This window comes from Gammaproteobacteria bacterium, from assembly GCA_021648145.1.
In the GTDB taxonomy this organism is placed as follows: Bacteria; Pseudomonadota; Gammaproteobacteria; order JAADGQ01; family JAADGQ01; genus S141-38.
In genome coordinates, this window is the sequence record JAKITI010000004.1 from 82331 (window position 1) to 98750 (window position 16420).

A 16420-nucleotide genomic window follows, 5' to 3' on the forward strand; every position below is an offset into this window, starting at 1 on the left:
TCATGAGTGTTCGTACCCGTTTTGCACCGAGTCCAACTGGTTATTTACATGTCGGTGGCGCGCGCACCGCGCTTTTTTCATGGCTCTATGCTCGCAAGCATGGCGGCTCGTTTATTTTACGGATTGAGGATACTGATCGGGAGCGTTCCACGGCTGAATCTGTGAATGCGATTTTGGAAGGGATGACATGGTTAGGGCTGGAGTATGATGAAGGCCCGTTATATCAGACCGACCGTTTTGCCCGGTATGACGAAGTGATCCAGAAGCTTTTGAAAGAAGATAAAGCCTACTACTGTTACTGCTCAAAAGATAAATTGGAAATAATGCGAGCCAAACAGATGGCTCGCAAAGAGAAGCCTCGTTACGATGGGTGTTGTCGAGACGGGGTGGAGACCTCCCCTGAAGGTGTTGCGCCTGTCGTACGCTTCAGAAATCCACAGAAAGGTTCAGTGGTGATTGAAGATCAGGTGCGTGGTCGAGTCGTTTTCCAAAACAGTGAACTGGACGATCTGATTCTTGCACGTTCTGATGGTACTCCGACTTATAACCTTACCGTTGTGGTTGATGATTTGGATATGGGGTTAACCCATATTATTCGGGGTGACGATCACCTGAATAATACACCGCGCCAGATCAATATTATGAAAGCATTGGATGTTGCTGATATCCCGAGTTACGCCCATGTTCCCATGATTTTAGGGGATGATGGCAAGCGGCTTTCAAAGCGACATGGTGCTGTGAGTGTCATGCAGTATCGTGATGAGGGGTACTTGCCTGAAGCGCTGTTAAATTATTTGGTTCGGCTGGGTTGGTCTCATGGGGATCAGGAAATATTTTCTTTAGACGAACTGATTGAGCTTTTTGATGATAAAAACATCAATAATTCAGCATCCACTTTCAACACAAGCAAGCTGCTCTGGTTGAACCATCACTACATAATGAATGGTGCACCTGAACATGTTGCCCATCATTTGAGTTGGCATATGGGGAGGTTGGGTATTGACCCAAGTCAGGGGCCAAGTCTTATTGATGTTGTACTTGCAATGAGAGAGCGATCAAAAACATTGGTTGAAATGGCGGAAGGTAGCGTCTTTTTTTACAAAGACTTTGATGAATTTGATGCTAAAGCGGCTAAAAAGAACTTAAAACCTGCAGTTCAAAAACCACTGTCGGCATTGTGTGAGCAGTTGGAAACACTGGTGTCTTGGAAGGGGGAGGCGATACACAATGCAATCATTGAGGTGGCCGAGCGTTTTGAGATAAAAATGGGTAAGTTGGCTCAACCACTTCGTGTAGCGATCACGGGCAATTCAATGTCACCACCGATTGATATTACTGCAGAGTTGATTGGAAAAGAGGGCGTACTAAAACGTATCAATTTAGCGCTGGAATATATCCGTAATCGTATTGGTGAAAATTAATAAAAAAAGTCTTGACGAACATAATCTCGTTACGTATTATTCCGACTCCTTGGCACGAGGGGCCATAGCTCAGCTGGGAGAGCGCTACACTGGCAGTGTAGAGGTCGGCGGTTCGATCCCGCCTGGCTCCACCAACTTTTATATGGATCTCGTGCTAGAGAAAAGCAAGTCCTACGTCCCCATCGTCTAGAGGCCTAGGACACCGGGTTTTCATCCCGGCAACAGGGGTTCGACTCCCCTTGGGGACGCCATATTATACTGAAAGTTAGCTGCAAACTTGTAGCTGACCTCGAATTCGTGATTGACCTAGTCAACCACTGAAGAATAATAGGTCTTTAAAAGCCCCTTTTTCCATATATTCTGATATTTCGCTCAGAAACAGCACTAATTTAATTCCGTATAATTCTCCAAGAGTACCGCTGAAGCATACTTGCTTTGCTATTTTTGATAAATAGTTATATAAGTTTACCTGTATTATGTATAATTATTCAAAAAGAGAATAAAAATGAATAATTGGCACTTCCCTAGACCTCAACTAGCAAAGCACTACCTTAATATTCTGGCGCTGGGTATCTCTTCGAATTTAGCGATTATCGCGCCCAGACGAAAAGGCAAGACTCTTTTTGTACTGCAAGATCTCTCCCCTCTCGCACAAAAAAATGAATATTTGCCCGTGTATGCCAGCCTTTGGCAAAATATCAATGCCCCTCATGAAGGCTTAATACTTGCTCTTGAAGATGCGATAGAAGCTTTGGATAAAAGATCCCCTATCAGCCGATTGCTTAAAGCTAAAATAAAAAGGACAACGGTCAGTAATGAGTTGCTTGGAAAGATGGAGGTTGAGTTTGCCGATAAAGCAACGAAGGTCACAAGCAAAGAACTGCTATTTCTGGAAAGGCTGTTAGCAGAGCTGCAAAAAAAAGCAGGGAAAAAAACAGTTTTACTTCTGATTGACGAAGTTCAACATCTCGCAACATCCCCTCTTTTTGATCCATTAACTCATGCGCTCAGAACGATGTTGGATAAACGGCAGGGGTGTGTGAAAACAATTTTTACAGGTTCATCGCGGCATTATATGAATCTGCTCTTTAATGAATCACAATCTCCGTTCTATCATTTTGTAGAAACCGTACCGTTCCCTGATTTAGGGGATGAGTTCATCGACTTTCTCGTGACCAAATTAGAGCAAGAGCACAGTATATCCATCAGTCAAAAGTCACTGAGCAAAGTATTTGATGCGATTGATCAATCCCCCTACTGGATGATGAAACTCATCACTTATATTTTGACATCGGGTTCGAATATAAAGAGTGCTCAGGAATATATCCTTGAGCTGCTTGAAGCTGCTGAAGGTTTTGAGGATATCGCAAAGCGAATGAAAGTTATTGATCGAATTGTTTTTCTTGCACTGTCAGAAGGCGACAACCCTTTTTCAAAAGAGTTGTTATCCAAAATTGATAAAGAGACATCTGTGAAAGGAATTCCCTCAAATATACAGCGCTCGATCAAGCGCCTTGCACAGAAGAATTTAATTAGCCAGATGGAAAAAGGGCGATATTACATAGAAAAACCAGGTTTGAAGCGCTACTTGCTTGAAGAGAGTTCAAGGTAGAGCCATCGACAATTATTGATCCGCTGGTGTAAACGTCATGATGTATTCTACCTTGGTTTTTCATATCAAGAAATAGTGCAAAAATCTTTCATATATTTTCGGCTGACGGGGATGATCGCACCGCTAACGGTGTGAATCTCTCCTAAACCATTTTCCTGCTTTGTGATCATTTTTATACAGTCTGGATCGACTAAATGTTGTCGGTAACATCGTACTAATGGAGTATTTTCTTCAAGCACTTTTAAAGAAAGGTCGGTATGAAATTCCTCGCAATTTTTGCCCGTAACAATATGCACTCCCGTAGTAGTAGTGGAGAATGCACGACAGACATCTTTGACATTGATGAGATAGTTGCAACCATCTTTGTAGCAGGGAATAAATTGCATGGTTGTAGATAAGATTTTTACGATATCAGGCTGTGGTCGATAGTCCTCTTTAAGACGCTCTAATGTGATGTTTAAACGATCTGTTTTTACAGGTTTTAATAAAAAGTCGATAGCATTTTTTTCAAATGCTTCGATTGCATATTCAGGGTAAGCGGTGACAAAAACAATGCGTGGCATGTCATCTTTATCCAGCATGCGAAGCATCTCTATGCCTGATATTTTGGGCATGATGATATCAAGAAAAACAACATTCGGGCGCTTGCTGTTGATCTCTTTAATTGCTTCGAATGCATTGGCGCATTTACCCACGATGTTAAAATCAGGGTCTGCCCCGATCTTTTCTTCCAGATCATCACGCGCGTGAGGTTCATCATCAACAATGAGGGCATTAATCATCTTTTACTCCTTATTATATGGCAGGCGGATATTGACTTGAGTCCACTGCTCCGGTTCACATGAAATAGTAATTCCATAATCCTGACCGTAGCGTATTTTAATCCGTTCATCTATTTTCAGTCCGATTCCATGCGGGCTGTTTTTTATATACAGACCCGCATTATCTTCGACGGTCAAGGTCAGCTTATCACTATTTGTCGCACAGCTGATCTTGATTACGCCTGTGCCAAGTAATTCACTTGTGCCATGTTTTATGGCATTTTCAACAATCGGTTGTAACGTAAAAACAGGAATCACTTGATCAAATAAATACTCTGGAATATCAATATGAATTTGCAAGCGGTCTTCAAAACGTGCTTTTTCTATTGCGAGATAAGATTTGATATGTTCCAGCTCGGATCGAAGCGTGATGGTATCATCAGATGTTTCCAGGCTTTTTCTGAAAAAATCCGATAAATGATGCAATAAATCACGCGCTCTTTCGGGTTGTTTTTTTGTGATATGGCTGATGGTTGCGAGTGCATTATAGAGGAAATGCGGATTGACTTGCGCAGTTAATAGCTTGTATTGGTCTTCAATGCGTAATTCTCGTTGGCGTTCATAACGACCGGCGAGAATCTTGCTGGACAGAAGCTCAGCAATATTTTCACCCAGCTTTCTATTAATGTTACGAAATAGTTTATTTTTAGGTTCATATAGCCTGATGGTACCAATCACCTGATTGTAAACATCATCTTTGAGAGGAATAATCAATACCGAACCCAATCCACAGAACGCTTCGCGTCTGCACTGATAGTTTCGCCTGAATATCACTTTATTATTCTTAATTGCCTCCAGAGTATCTTCTGAAGCAATGAGTGAGCCGGGTATGTGATGATCATCCCCCAAGCCAGTAAATGCGAGTAGCCTTTTTTTATCGGTAATGGCGACAGCACCTACTTGGGTTTCCTGTTGTATGATTTCAGTAATTTGCTTGCTGGATTCTGGGTTAAATCGAGTAAATATGATGCTTGCGGTTTTCTCTGCAATTTGCCATGCCGTCGTGCTGCTGCGGAGTGTGTCACAAGCACGTTTTTGTTCCTTGATCATATACATGATCAATGCTACACCTGCAGAGTTAGCAATTAACATCGGCGGCGCAATCTCCTTAATCAAAACCCAAGTCTTGGATATTTCGTTAAAAAATAGTCCGAATAGTAAAATAATTAACATGTGTCCCAGCACGGCAATCAGGGTGACTAAAAAGACAGCTCTAGGAGAAAATAGACGCTCCATTCGGCCGCGATGTGATAAGTAGTAGTGTACAAAACCTGCTAGAAGTCCTTCGAATGTGGTGGCCACCGCACAGGCGATATCAATATAGTGAATAGGGTCCGTCGGTGATGACATGTACCAAACTCGATGAATTCCCCCAGTGAACCCGACAAAAAAGCCAACGACAGGGCCACCCAATAGTCCACCGAGTACCGCCCCAATGGCTCTGGTGTTGGCTATTGCACTCTCTGATTCAAATGATTGCTCGCTTAGAAATGTTCCCAGAATACAAAAACCGGAAAATACCAGATAGATAACAATTTTATCTGGTAGAGAGAGCGTGTTGTTGACCAGGTCAGTAAACACAGGTGTTTTGGTGAATAAATAAGCTAAACCTAAAAACACGAGAACGTGCAGCAATAAAGGAGTGATGTGTTCTAAAAATAGAAGGTCTTGCATGAGTGTTTCGCTGTTATAAAAATATTTATACGACAGATTAACACAAGAAAAAAATCCACTCAGATGATATGGCTGCCACTTAGAAGCTATATCAACCACTCACCTGATTTGTACTTTCTCAGTAATTGATGAGCGTTATATTGTGGGTAAGACCAGTTGTTTGACTGTCGTGTGCGAAGTAATTTCGCTTAATTTTTTTGATAAGGGAAATGTAATGAAAAAACTATTGTGGTGTATGTTTGCTATTTTTTTAACACTATTGAGTGCGTGTGGTGGTGACGGTGTTACCGAACCCAACGAACCAAAAATTACAAGTTTTCGTGCGGATAAAAACAGCATCATAGCTGGAACAGGAGTCAACTTAACACCTATTTTTTCTGATGGTACTGGGTCCATTGATAACGGTATAGGTCAAGTTACATCTGGCATCTCTGTCTTAGTAACCCCCGACTCTACAACAAAGTACACCTTAACGGTGAAAAATTCTGATGGAAAATCAGTAATGTCAACTACTACCGTTAGGGTTAGTGAACCACCTAACTTACTAGAAAAGCTCGCTGGAAAGGTGAGGTTTGATTATACAGTGAACTCGTTTCTCTTTAGTACCACTGCAAATCTTTCCAGCATAGTCTTTAATGGAGAGAAGTATCTTTTTGATAGAGTAACAAGTACCGCTTGCCTCCTTTTTGAATCACCTTCATTTGAATACTTTTGTATGAAAACAAACACCTCGGGCTCAAAAGATGTTTTTGTATTTGACATGACATCTGACACAAAAGGGGCGGGGCAATATGAGTTTTGTCGAAGCAACGAATCAGACGAAGAGTGTGCTTTAGGGATTATGAGTCCAGATGGAGACGTTAAAGTCACCGTAATAAGTAGCTCACCTAATAGACAGTTAGAGTTAGTGATACCAACAAATTTTGAGTATATCTATAATGATGTAGAGATATACAAGCAAGGCAGTGATATGGACTCTTACTCAGAGACTACTGTGCTGAATAGTGATAGTAAGCAAGTTGATACATTAAGTGAACGTATTGAAGCACTTCAACAAATAATCAGAGGTCATTTATGAAGTTTAATGAAGAAGAAAAAGCAAAATTACTGAGCCTCAATGGAGTGGGATCTACGGTGATTAAGCGATTTGAAGAAATAGGAATTAGTTCATTTAAAGAACTGAGTAAATATAGCGTCGATGAGGTTGCGAATAGAGTGGCGGACATGCTTGGAACGACTTGTTGGAAGAATAGTCCACAAGCACGAGCAGCCATAAAATCCGCATTAGAACTGGCCAAAAAGGGATAAATAGTTAAGAGGCTGTCTGGTTAAAATGGTATCAGCTGAAAAGGTCTGGCCGGTCACACCACAAGGAAGTCACTTTTGCTCTGGTTGCCAGGCTCCTGTGCGGGCAATCCATACCGAACATGAATTTACTTGCCTTATGCTATTGTTTTCATTGCCAATAATTTTCGCTTCACTTGAGCGGCTCACAATTACAAGCCTCTGGCTTTGCCTGAGGAATTTGGCTTGTAGATATGACAACTATAATGACACAGGGGATGGATGCAGCTCTTGTAAAATCCATTTAGCACGAGTGACGACCACTTAGAAGCTATATCAACCACTCACCTAGTTTGTGCTTTTCCAGTCATAGTGAAGACTCTATTGTTTGTAAAGGCTCAGAGTTACATTCAATGCGTAGCGATGGCAAATCTGGTATTAATAGCCAGCGACTTCAATATGATATGAAAAATGAAAGCCAACATATGGACAGCAATAAAAATGAAAGCAGTTATTCCATTGTTTATAACAATAATTTTTATCTCGGGTTGTGGAAGTGGGGCGGAGCCACCTCCACCTGTTAGTTATACAATTACAGTCAAGGCAGGCGTGGGGGGAGCAATTTCATCAACAACAGACCTTGATCGTGTTAATGACCCAGTTCGTTTTGATGTGCGCCCGAACAGAAGCTATACCATTGATACCATAAGTGGTTGCGGGGGTTCGCTATCAGGCCCTACTCGATTAGGTGAATATTCTTATACGACACAGACACTCACAGCGGATTGCACAATTAATATTTCATTTAAAGCTTTAGGTGACCCACTGTATTCTGACCAGTGGCATCTAAAAAACATAGGGCAGGCAGGGAGTGATAAAAACCCCGGAAAAGTGGGGGAAGATATTAATGTTGAGGCTGTGTGGAACGGTTGTCAGGAAAATTCATGCCGAGGTGAAGGGGTGCGTATTGTTATCGTTGATGATGGCCTGGAAATTGGGCATGAAGATTTAAAGGCGAATGTGGTGTTGGGTAAAAGTTACGATTATATTGACAACGATACTGACCCATCGCCATCAGTTACAGAGCCAAGTGATGAAGCCATACATGGTACCAGTGTTGCGGGTATTATCGCTGCACGAGATTCGAATGGAGTCGGTGTCGTCGGTGTTGCGCCGCGTGCAGAGTTGGTTAGTTATAACTATTTAAATGCACAAACCGTAATGAATGAAAGTGATGCGATGACTCGGGATGCAGCACAAAATCATGTTTCCAACAATAGCTGGGGAACAGTTGACGGTACGGGATGGCTTATGGATTCTCCCGCAGTATGGCGTACCGCTATAGATACTGGCCATCGTATTGGGCGGCATGGCTTGGGAACCATTTACGTTTGGGCGGCAGGTAATGGTTATATCGGAAGTTTTTTGGGCAGACCATTCATAGCAGATAATTCAAATTATGATGGTTATGCGAATTATCGAGGCGTGATTGCAGTGGGTTCAGTGACAAATTCAGGAAAGAGCTCTTCTTATAGTGAGCAAGGTGCAAACCTGTTAATCAGTGCGCCGGGGGGTGAATTTTGTGATACACATGCAATTGTGACAACCGATATCACTGGAGCGAATGGTTATAATTCAGGTTCGTCAAATAATGACTATGACGATAGTAACTATACCGCTTGTTTTGGAAGCACTTCCGCTGCAGCGCCAATGGTATCCGGTGTTGCAGCCTTGATATTGCAGGCCAATCCTCGTTTGGGTTGGCGTGATGTGCACGCTATTTTAGCACGCAGTGCCAGAAAAAATAATCCGTCCCAATCAGATTGGAAAACAAATGGAGCAGGGCTCTCTATCAATCACAACTATGGTTTTGGTGTGGTGGATGCACAGGCGGCTGTTTTATTGGCAAAAAAATGGGTGAATTTACCGTCGGAGAAAAAATATTCAACTGCTAAAAAGGATGTCAATATAAGCATTGGTGATAATGATGATACTTCTGTTGGCTCGACCTTGAATGTGGTTTCAAGTGGTATTAATAATATTGAGTTTATTGAAATTACATTCAGGGCAGATGACCATGCTTACTCGGGTGACCTGGAAATCATACTGCTCAATCAGACGACAGGCACGACCAGTCGTTTAGCAGAGAAGCATGAGTGTGGTGGCTTGTTCGGTTGTATTTTGCCTTATAAAAATTGGCGTTTTGGTTCAACACGCCACCTTGGTGAAAGCGCAGATGGCGATTGGCAGCTCATCGTTAAAGATAAGGCTGATGGTGATACAGGAACATTTCAGTCATGGAAGCTGACTTTTTATGGAACTTAGAAACGGTCACAAAATTTCAGGATGGTTTTATTATGAATAAAATATTATTACGTCAATGTGTCTTCGTCAGTATGGTCATAGGGTTGGCGGTATTTCAGGTAAGCTGGGCGATGAGTTCAAAGCCTGACGTTAATGCTAAACAACTGGTAGAGCCAGCTCACTATTTTTGGTATGACGGAGATGAAAAACGATCCGTTTGGGTGAACCCAAAATTAATGGTTGAATTTAAGTTGCAGCCCGAGACGAGCACTCAACTACAATTACGTTACGCGGCAAAAGAGATTGATGTACCGTCATCTTTTGTTCGCCTTTGGGAAATTGAAAGTGATCTGTCAACCAAAGCTGTTGCTAGAAGTTTGAATAAAGATGTGGGTAGCCAGCTCTCTCCTGTATTGCATGATAGTGCGTCAATCTCTGGAGCCAAAAGAGCGTTGCCTGGAAATGTTTTGGTTCAAATGAGAGCTGATTGGAGCATGGGGCAAATAGAGTCCTGGTTTGAAATGCATGATTTAATCATGATTAAATCTTTAACTTTTGCGGAAAATTCATTTTTGATCAGATCAAATCCGGGGTTGGACGCACTGAATACGGCAAACCGAATTTACGAAACAGGTGACGTAGTATTGGCTTCACCTGATTGGTGGCAGGAAATGGTTGCTAGGTAAATTCAGATCTTTACTTATTATTAATTAACAAAATAGTTTTTTCTCCAATTTAAAAATATGGAAATTTATCATGCATAAAAAAAAGTATTGGCTGCTTGCTCTAGTCATTTTGTTTATATGTCTATTTATATCAAACCAAGCCTTTGCTGCTGAGAGCGCAGGTTTCGGAGAAGCGCTTGATAGATGGTTTGGAGTGTTAGTCGGTTATATTGCTGCCGTTTCATTTTTTGATCTGCTTTTTTTCAGCGATGATTACAAACTCCCCTTCGCCGTTGCATGGCTCATTGTCGGTGCTGTTTTTTTCACATTCCGTATGGGGTTTATTAACGTAAGAGCCTTCACTCATGCGATTCAATGTGTTCGCGGGCGTTATGACAATCCAAACGATGTCGGTGAAACCAGCCACTTTCAAGCGCTGACAACTGCACTTTCTGCGACTGTCGGTTTAGGCAATATTGCCGGTGTTGCAATCGCCATCAGTATCGGTGGGCCAGGCGCTACATTCTGGATGATTGTGGCCGGTTTTTTAGGAATGACGGCTAAATTCACTGAGTGTACTTTGGCGCAGATGTATCGAAAAGTTCGCCCTGATGGTCATATCATGGGGGGGGCTATGGAATATTTAAGTCAGGGACTGGCTGAAATGGGCTGGGCCAGGTTAGGTAAAGTGCTGGCCGTGTTGTTTTGTATTCTATGTATTTTGGGCTCTTTCGGTGGCGGCAATGCTTTTCAAGTTAATCAATCACTCGGAATCATCCAGCAGCATATTCCCTTGTTAGAGAGCAGTCCCTGGATTTTTGGGCTATTTATGATGGTATTAGTTGGTGCAGTTATTATTGGTGGAATTAAGCGTATTGCCCATGTGACTGAAGCCATTGTACCTACAATGTGTGCTATCTATGTAGCCGCCTGCCTCTGGGTTATCTTAACCAATATGCCTGAAATTCCTGCAGCATTTTCACTGATTTTTACGGGTGCTTTTTCACCTGAAGCTGGGTTGGGCGGTATCATCGGTGTTTTGATTATTGGCTTTCAACGTGCCGCATTTTCCAATGAAGCTGGCATTGGCTCAGCAGCCATCGCTCACTCAACCGCAAAAACAAAATATCCAGTGCGTGAGGGTATTGTTTCACTGCTTGAGCCTTTTATTGATACCATCATTATCTGCACAATGACTGCTTTAGTCATCATTATTACGGGTGTTTACAATAGCCCTGAAACGGCTGAATTGGTTGCAAATAGACAAGGTGCAGCGTTAACCAGTGTTGCTTTTGGCAGTGCCATTTCATGGTTTCCTATCATACTGAGCATATGTGTCACTCTATTTGCTTTCAGTACAATGATCGCTTGGTCTTTTTATGGTGAGCGTTGCTGGTCATACCTATTTGGTGATCAATCCTCCATTATTTATAAATTATTGTTTTTATTGTTTGTTTTATTAGGCTCCGTGGTCAGCGCCCCTAATGTTTTAGATTTCAGTGATTTAATGATTTTACTCATGGCAATTCCTAATCTGATTGGCCTCTATTTTCTGCATGGGAAAGTAAAAATAGCACTGCGTAGTTATATGAAAAAATTAAAGAGTGGTGAATTTGAAAAAGAGCGTCAGCATTGAGCTGACAACTTGTTTTTGTTATTTGGGCTGGTACGGAAAATTCATTTTTAATCAGCCTAAATCTGAGGTTGGATGCACCGCAGACAGCGAACCAAACTTATGAAACAGGTGACGTGGTATTGGTTTCAGAGAATTGGTGGCAAGGTGATTTTATGTGGATAGATTAACAAAGTAAAAAAACCCCACTCAGATGGAATAACTGCCACTTAGAAGCTATATCAACCACTCACCTGATTTGTGCTTTTCCAGTCATGATTAAGACGATATTGTTTGTAAAGGATCATGGTTACATTCAATACGAAACAACAAAAAATTAGTTAAGAAGAGCATAAGTGATCAATATAAAACCGATAATGCACCCGAAATAATATTGGATAGGGTTCGTTCTTGGATTCTTGAAGATAGCGAAGTTAAGCCGTCTGATTATGATTTTAAGGGTGAGCATTTGCTTGATATACGTCGGGCGTATCAAAGTGCATGTCTTTTATATGGTGCTAGTCCAGCAGATTGGTTCAGTGACATAAAGTTTTTAAAGTTTTCGGAAAATGACCTCGCCAATTGTTCAGATACCGCGCCCGATCAAACTATAGGTTGGAAAAAAGTGCTTGAGCCATATAAATTGTCCGAAGGTACGTCTAATAATGTTGAGATAATATATGGTGAAGGGTCGATGAAAAATCAAATGATGGCAACGGGTATACTTGAAGAATTTGCTGAAACGGTCAAGCAGTTTAATTGGCCTGAACCTATTATAATTCATTTTGATCATTGTGATAGAGGAGCTTCGTGGAGTCGGGAGAAGCGTAGAATTATGCTTTGTGATGATTATGTTTCTAGGTTTATTCGTCAAGGCGAAGCTATTCAGTCGAATTAATTTTAACTGGGTACTTACTGTGCTTAATAGCGATAGCGAGCTAAGCTGATACATAAGTGAACGTATTGAAACACTTTAGCAAATAATCAGAGGTTATTTATGAAGTTTAATGAAGAAGAAAAAGCAAAATTACTGAACCTCAAAGGAGTGGGATCTACGGTGATTAAGCGATTTGAAGAAATAGGAATTAGTTCATTTAAAGAACTGAGGAAATATAGCGTCGATGAGGTTGCGAATAGAGTAGCGGACATGCTTAGAACAACTTGTTGGAAGAATAGTCCACAAGCACGAACAGCCATAAAATCTGCAATAGAACTGGCCAAAAAGGGATAAATAGTTAAGAGGCTGTATGGTTAAAATGGTTTCAGCTGCAAAGGGCTGAGCCGTCATCACAAGAAAGTCACTTTTGTTCTGGTTTCCACGCCGGAACGATGATCAATATAAATATATTCTTTCCGCAGCTTATTTTAGCGTTAAGTAATAAGTGCGCGAATTCAGGGTACATTATTTGCAGAGTTTCGTTCATAATACCTTCACTGTATGTGAAATTGATAAAGGAGTTGATAGTGAAATTGAGTCAGTATTTTATGTTGTTACTTGGGTTGAATTCAGGGAATGATATGTGCGGCAAAAATACATGCCTCTTTACACCGCCCAATGAGCATGGCGATATACATCTTAAAAAATCCACCCAAGGATATCAGTTATGCATGTCACACTGGAAAAACTACAATCCTATAAAAGTGAAATTTCTCGTATTGCTGCAAACTATCATGCGAATAATATAAGGGTCTTTGGCTCTGTCGTTCGAGGGGAGTCCTATGAAAATAGTGACATTGATCTATTGGTTACTTTTCAATCTGGGGCAAGCCTGCTTGATCAGGCGGGTTTGATCAGCGAACTAGAAGGCATGCTTGGTACTACTGTAGATGTTGTCAGTGACCGCGCTCTTAATCGTCACCTGAGCACAAAAATTTTAAATGAAGCACAACCGCTATGAAGCAGCGGAAAATATATGCTCTAGCAATTTATGATTGTATTCAACGCATTCATGAGTATACAGACGGTTATGATGTTGATGCTTTTACAAAGGATTACAAAACGCAAGATGCTGTTGTACGAAACCTTGAAATCATCGGGCAAGCAGTTAAGGACTATGGTGTTGACCATCTAATTGACCATGCTCCAAATGTCCCTTGGTCACAAGTCGCAGGAATGAGAAATATCATCGCTCATGAATATCTTGGTGATCGTGTGGGAAACAGTAAAATGGAATCTTCCTCAGTTGGAAAGTGCTATCATAGAGCTCACTCAGCATGAGTGAAGAATTTTAGTTGTTTTTTATATTCGTAATATTTTATTTCTCGCTTGTTTTCTTCGCTGTATAAAAATATTTATACGACAGATTAACACAGGAAAAAAACCCCACTCAGATGGAATAACTGCCACTTATAAGCTATATCAACCACTCATTTGATTTGTGCTTTTCCAGTCATGATGAAGACGATATTGTTTGTAAAGGATCATGGTTATATTCAATACGAAGACTTGATTCCTTTGTTTTGTCTTTATAGGAGGAGGAAAAGATGAGTAAATATTTGTTTGTAATGGGTGCTTTTTTATTGGCCCACCTGATTGTCATTTCTCCTGAGAGAGGAATGGATATGGCAAAGGCTCTGGATATTGATGTCAGTGTGCTCACATACGCCTTGTGGGCGATTATTCTGGTCTTATTGATCAAATTTGCTTTCTCTTTACCTGGAATATACGTAAACATTGCTGAGGGAAATGTCGGTGTTGTCTCGCGTTTTAGTCGCTTCTCAAGAACGCTAAGCCCGGGGTTTAACTTTATCTATCCGTGGGAGAAAGTTGAAAATTTGTCGATCCAGTGTCGTGCCATCGAGCTGGAGTTCCAGGCGATTACGCTAGACCAAGCCAGTGTCTATTTTAACTGTGCCATCATTTTTTCGGTTGTTGGTACAGATAAGGAAATGGTGCGCAGGGCTGTCTATTCGTTTGGGTCAGAAAGTGAGTTTGAGTTATCTGTCCAGCGTTTGCTCGAAGATGAAACCCGTGCCTATGTGGCCACCAGATGCCAGGCAGATATGATAGGAATATCCCAGGATGTTGTCGTAAAAATCAAAACAAATGTCGAGAAAAATATCGAAAAATGGGGGTATAAGGTAGAGGATCTCCGTTATGCAAACCTTCATTTTGATGAGGTGGTTACAAAGTCAATGGCAAGGGTTGTTGCTGCCGTCAATGAAAGGGATGCCGCAGAAAATGAAGGCCAGGCACTACTTATTCGCAAGGTCAAATTAGCCGAGGCTGAAGGGGAATTTGTCCGCATTCAGGCCGAAGCGGAACGAACCGCATGGAAGTTGCGAGGGCAAGGCTTGTCTGATTTTCGAAAAGAGGTTGCCAAAGGTATCCACGTTGCAGTGGATGAGATGACAACAGCAGGGCTTGACCCTAACTTCCTTCTGTTTTTTATGTACACGGAAACATTGAAACACATCGCAGAAAACTCAAATGCGGGTAGTACTATTTTTGTGGACAACAGTCCTTCTGTACCTAATACCATCATGCAGCAGATGTCTGCATTTTATAAAAACGAACCCATTTCAGAGAAAACTGAAAGTTAACAGAGAAAGAGCAGAAATAGGGGTCAAACATTGACCCCTTGCCCCCAGGTTTTAATGAAGACTCTATTCAAGGCATTGTTGAGTATAACAGTGGGCAATATAAGTTTAGTGAAGGAGAGTATAAATGAACACAATATTATTGGGCATATTTAAACTTACAGGAATAGGAGGACTTTTGCTCATAATTATGGTGCTTTGTATAGTGGGTGTTATTAATAGAACTGAAGGTAAAAATAGTAAAGGGGGAGGTTGGGATGATGGCTGTGGCGGCTGACTTTAGTGTTAGGTGTGACGTTCTCGTATTCAGAAAGCATTTGAGTTGCGTTTGTAAAAATGTGCCGATAAATTAACACAGGGAAAAATCCCACTCAGATGGAATAACTACCACTTAGAAGATATATCAACCACTCACCTGATTTGTGCTTTTCTAGCCGCGTTCAAGCGATTACTGTTTACCCTTGTTTCCACGTTCATGTGTGGAAGTACATATCTCAAACAGGAGAGCAAACATGAGTGAAACTTTAACAGGCCGTGTTGGGCGTATTATCAGCGGCAGTGTCAATACACTGGTCGATGCTATTGAAAACGCGACACCCGAGATGGTCATGGAACAAGCGGTTCGTGAAATTGATAGCTCTGTAGATGATGTGCGCACCGAACTAGGCCGTATGATGGCGAAGAAGCATCTTGCCAATAAACGTCTTATGGAAGAGAGTAGAAAACATAAGGAGTTAGCCGAAAAAACCAACCTCGCTATAGAGCAAGGTCGGGATGATTTGGCCGAAGCAGCCATTGCACAGCAGTTAGATATTGAAGCGCAAATTCCGATACTGGAAAACGCCATTGCAGATGCCGCCAATCAGGAAAAAGAGCTGGAAGGTTATATCTTTGCGCTTCAAGCAAAAAAACGGGAGATGAAAGAGGAGCTGCAACTGTTTCATGCGGCGAAAAAAGAGGCTGCCGCGAGTCGCAATACAAATTCAACCGTGCGCACAAACTCCAATGTGCAATCTCGCGTAGAAAAAGCAACATCAGCATTTGAACGTGTGGTTGAAAACTCCACGGGTATGCCGAGTAGTCACGGCCCTAGTGACCGAAAAACAGCCGTTCAGCTGGTGGAATTAGAGGCGCTTGCCCGCAAAAACCGCATCCAGAAACGATTAACGGCTATCAAAGAAAGGGCTTAACAAAACTCCTGACGGGAGCGGATTTATATGTCAATTGATGAAACCGACGCAGTATCTGAAGAAACCTTTATTGGACGAGTGGCCAAGATCACCTTAGGGAAAGCTGAGATTAGCAGTCCAGCACAAGCAAAGTTAAAAGATGAGCATGGCCAGATCCATTACATCATGGTTGAGCCTGACATGCAGAATGAAATTTTTGAAACCGGTCGTTTAGTTATTTTAGTCAGCAGGGTTGGTGCTATTTTTAAAGCGATTCCCAACGACAAATCGGTTCTTTTTGATGAATAAAAAAGGAAG

General features: G+C 41.6%; 17 protein-coding genes and 2 tRNA genes. 17 read left to right on the forward strand and 2 right to left on the reverse strand.

Annotation, left to right across the window (positions count from 1 at the left end):
- The first annotated feature begins 2 nt into the window (after positions 1 to 2).
- The 4 genes from gltX to L3J70_03700 all read left to right on the forward strand — a co-directional run bounded on the left by gltX (position 3) and on the right by L3J70_03700 (position 3033).
- Positions 3 to 1421 (forward strand): glutamate--tRNA ligase, encoded by a 1419-nt coding sequence (gene gltX / locus L3J70_03685; protein MCF6235464.1) that lies wholly within the window; start codon positions 3 to 5, stop codon positions 1419 to 1421.
- A gap of 58 nt (positions 1422 to 1479) precedes the next feature.
- Positions 1480 to 1555: transfer RNA gene (locus L3J70_03690), tRNA-Ala, on the forward strand.
- A 41-nt stretch (positions 1556 to 1596) separates the two neighbouring features.
- Positions 1597 to 1672, forward strand: a tRNA-Glu gene (locus L3J70_03695).
- A gap of 254 nt (positions 1673 to 1926) precedes the next feature.
- Complete coding sequence (locus L3J70_03700; GenBank protein ID MCF6235465.1) at positions 1927 to 3033, forward strand: hypothetical protein; 1107 nt, start codon at positions 1927 to 1929, stop codon at positions 3031 to 3033.
- A gap of 65 nt (positions 3034 to 3098) precedes the next feature.
- Here L3J70_03700 and btsR read toward each other — a convergent pair whose 3' ends face one another.
- Positions 3099 to 3815 carry a two-component system response regulator BtsR gene (gene btsR / locus L3J70_03705; protein MCF6235466.1) on the reverse strand — a complete coding sequence of 239 codons (717 nt, stop codon included), beginning with the start codon at positions 3813 to 3815 and terminating at the stop codon, positions 3099 to 3101.
- A 3-nt stretch (positions 3816 to 3818) separates the two neighbouring features.
- A complete protein-coding gene (locus L3J70_03710) occupies positions 3819 to 5528 on the reverse strand; it encodes a histidine kinase (protein ID MCF6235467.1) in 1710 nt (569 codons plus the stop codon).
- A gap of 214 nt (positions 5529 to 5742) precedes the next feature.
- On the opposite strand from L3J70_03710, the gene L3J70_03715 reads away from it, so the two are divergent.
- The 13 genes from L3J70_03715 to L3J70_03775 all read left to right on the forward strand — a co-directional run bounded on the left by L3J70_03715 (position 5743) and on the right by L3J70_03775 (position 16411).
- The gene (locus L3J70_03715; protein ID MCF6235468.1) at positions 5743 to 6606 is read left to right on the forward strand and encodes a hypothetical protein; all 864 of its coding nucleotides are present in this window, start codon (positions 5743 to 5745) and stop codon (positions 6604 to 6606) included.
- Entirely contained in the window at positions 6603 to 6836 is a 234-nt protein-coding gene (locus L3J70_03720) for a helix-hairpin-helix domain-containing protein (protein MCF6235469.1), read from the forward strand. The genes L3J70_03715 and L3J70_03720 overlap by 4 nt, the downstream gene beginning before the upstream one ends.
- Positions 6837 to 7283: 447 nt before the next feature.
- Positions 7284 to 9137 (forward strand): S8 family serine peptidase, encoded by a 1854-nt coding sequence (locus L3J70_03725; GenBank protein MCF6235470.1) that lies wholly within the window; start codon positions 7284 to 7286, stop codon positions 9135 to 9137.
- A complete protein-coding gene (locus L3J70_03730) occupies positions 9110 to 9802 on the forward strand; it encodes a hypothetical protein (GenBank protein ID MCF6235471.1) in 693 nt (230 codons plus the stop codon). Before L3J70_03725 ends, L3J70_03730 begins: the two co-directional genes overlap by 28 nt.
- Before the next feature lie 70 nt (positions 9803 to 9872).
- A complete protein-coding gene (locus tag L3J70_03735) occupies positions 9873 to 11417 on the forward strand; it encodes an alanine:cation symporter family protein (protein MCF6235472.1) in 1545 nt (514 codons plus the stop codon).
- 370 nt (positions 11418 to 11787) lie between these two features.
- Positions 11788 to 12291, forward strand: a complete 504-nt coding sequence (locus L3J70_03740; GenBank protein MCF6235473.1) for a DUF4344 domain-containing metallopeptidase — start codon at positions 11788 to 11790, stop codon at positions 12289 to 12291.
- A gap of 99 nt (positions 12292 to 12390) precedes the next feature.
- Positions 12391 to 12624 (forward strand): helix-hairpin-helix domain-containing protein, encoded by a 234-nt coding sequence (locus L3J70_03745; protein MCF6235474.1) that lies wholly within the window; start codon positions 12391 to 12393, stop codon positions 12622 to 12624.
- Positions 12625 to 12997: 373 nt separating this feature from the next.
- A complete protein-coding gene (locus L3J70_03750; GenBank protein ID MCF6235475.1) occupies positions 12998 to 13291 on the forward strand; it encodes a nucleotidyltransferase family protein in 294 nt (97 codons plus the stop codon).
- The gene (locus L3J70_03755; protein MCF6235476.1) at positions 13288 to 13611 is read left to right on the forward strand and encodes a DUF86 domain-containing protein; all 324 of its coding nucleotides are present in this window, start codon (positions 13288 to 13290) and stop codon (positions 13609 to 13611) included. Before L3J70_03750 ends, L3J70_03755 begins: the two co-directional genes overlap by 4 nt.
- 266 nt (positions 13612 to 13877) lie before the next feature.
- On the forward strand, positions 13878 to 14936 hold the full coding sequence (locus L3J70_03760; protein MCF6235477.1) for an SPFH domain-containing protein: 1059 nt from the start codon (positions 13878 to 13880) through the stop codon (positions 14934 to 14936).
- Between the two features lie 124 nt (positions 14937 to 15060).
- A complete protein-coding gene (locus L3J70_03765) occupies positions 15061 to 15210 on the forward strand; it encodes a hypothetical protein (protein ID MCF6235478.1) in 150 nt (49 codons plus the stop codon).
- 235 nt (positions 15211 to 15445) lie between these two features.
- Positions 15446 to 16123, forward strand: coding sequence for a PspA/IM30 family protein (locus tag L3J70_03770; protein MCF6235479.1), 678 nt, complete (start codon positions 15446 to 15448; stop codon positions 16121 to 16123).
- A 27-nt stretch (positions 16124 to 16150) separates the two neighbouring features.
- A complete protein-coding gene (locus L3J70_03775) occupies positions 16151 to 16411 on the forward strand; it encodes a YqiJ family protein (protein ID MCF6235480.1) in 261 nt (86 codons plus the stop codon).
- Positions 16412 to 16420: the final 9 nt, after the last annotated feature.

Excerpts from the sequence above, each read along its gene's own strand:
- L3J70_03775 (MCF6235480.1), top strand. The coding sequence starts at position 16,151 with ATGTCAATTGATGAAACCGACGCAGTATCTGAAGAAACCTTTATTGGA.
- L3J70_03725 (MCF6235470.1), top strand. The coding sequence starts at position 7,284 with ATGAAAGCCAACATATGGACAGCAATAAAAATGAAAGCAGTTATTCCA.
- L3J70_03760 (MCF6235477.1), top strand. The coding sequence starts at position 13,878 with ATGAGTAAATATTTGTTTGTAATGGGTGCTTTTTTATTGGCCCACCTG.
- L3J70_03765 (MCF6235478.1), top strand. The coding sequence starts at position 15,061 with ATGAACACAATATTATTGGGCATATTTAAACTTACAGGAATAGGAGGA.
- L3J70_03720 (MCF6235469.1), top strand. The coding sequence starts at position 6,603 with ATGAAGTTTAATGAAGAAGAAAAAGCAAAATTACTGAGCCTCAATGGA.
- L3J70_03735 (MCF6235472.1), top strand. The coding sequence starts at position 9,873 with ATGCATAAAAAAAAGTATTGGCTGCTTGCTCTAGTCATTTTGTTTATA.
- L3J70_03715 (MCF6235468.1), top strand. The coding sequence starts at position 5,743 with ATGAAAAAACTATTGTGGTGTATGTTTGCTATTTTTTTAACACTATTG.
- btsR (MCF6235466.1), bottom strand. The coding sequence starts at position 3,815 with ATGATTAATGCCCTCATTGTTGATGATGAACCTCACGCGCGTGATGAT.
- L3J70_03770 (MCF6235479.1), top strand. The coding sequence starts at position 15,446 with ATGAGTGAAACTTTAACAGGCCGTGTTGGGCGTATTATCAGCGGCAGT.
- L3J70_03710 (MCF6235467.1), bottom strand. The coding sequence starts at position 5,528 with ATGCAAGACCTTCTATTTTTAGAACACATCACTCCTTTATTGCTGCAC.
- L3J70_03700 (MCF6235465.1), top strand. The coding sequence starts at position 1,927 with ATGAATAATTGGCACTTCCCTAGACCTCAACTAGCAAAGCACTACCTT.
- gltX (MCF6235464.1), top strand. The coding sequence starts at position 3 with ATGAGTGTTCGTACCCGTTTTGCACCGAGTCCAACTGGTTATTTACAT.
- L3J70_03745 (MCF6235474.1), top strand. The coding sequence starts at position 12,391 with ATGAAGTTTAATGAAGAAGAAAAAGCAAAATTACTGAACCTCAAAGGA.
- L3J70_03750 (MCF6235475.1), top strand. The coding sequence starts at position 12,998 with ATGCATGTCACACTGGAAAAACTACAATCCTATAAAAGTGAAATTTCT.
- L3J70_03730 (MCF6235471.1), top strand. The coding sequence starts at position 9,110 with ATGGAAGCTGACTTTTTATGGAACTTAGAAACGGTCACAAAATTTCAG.
- L3J70_03755 (MCF6235476.1), top strand. The coding sequence starts at position 13,288 with ATGAAGCAGCGGAAAATATATGCTCTAGCAATTTATGATTGTATTCAA.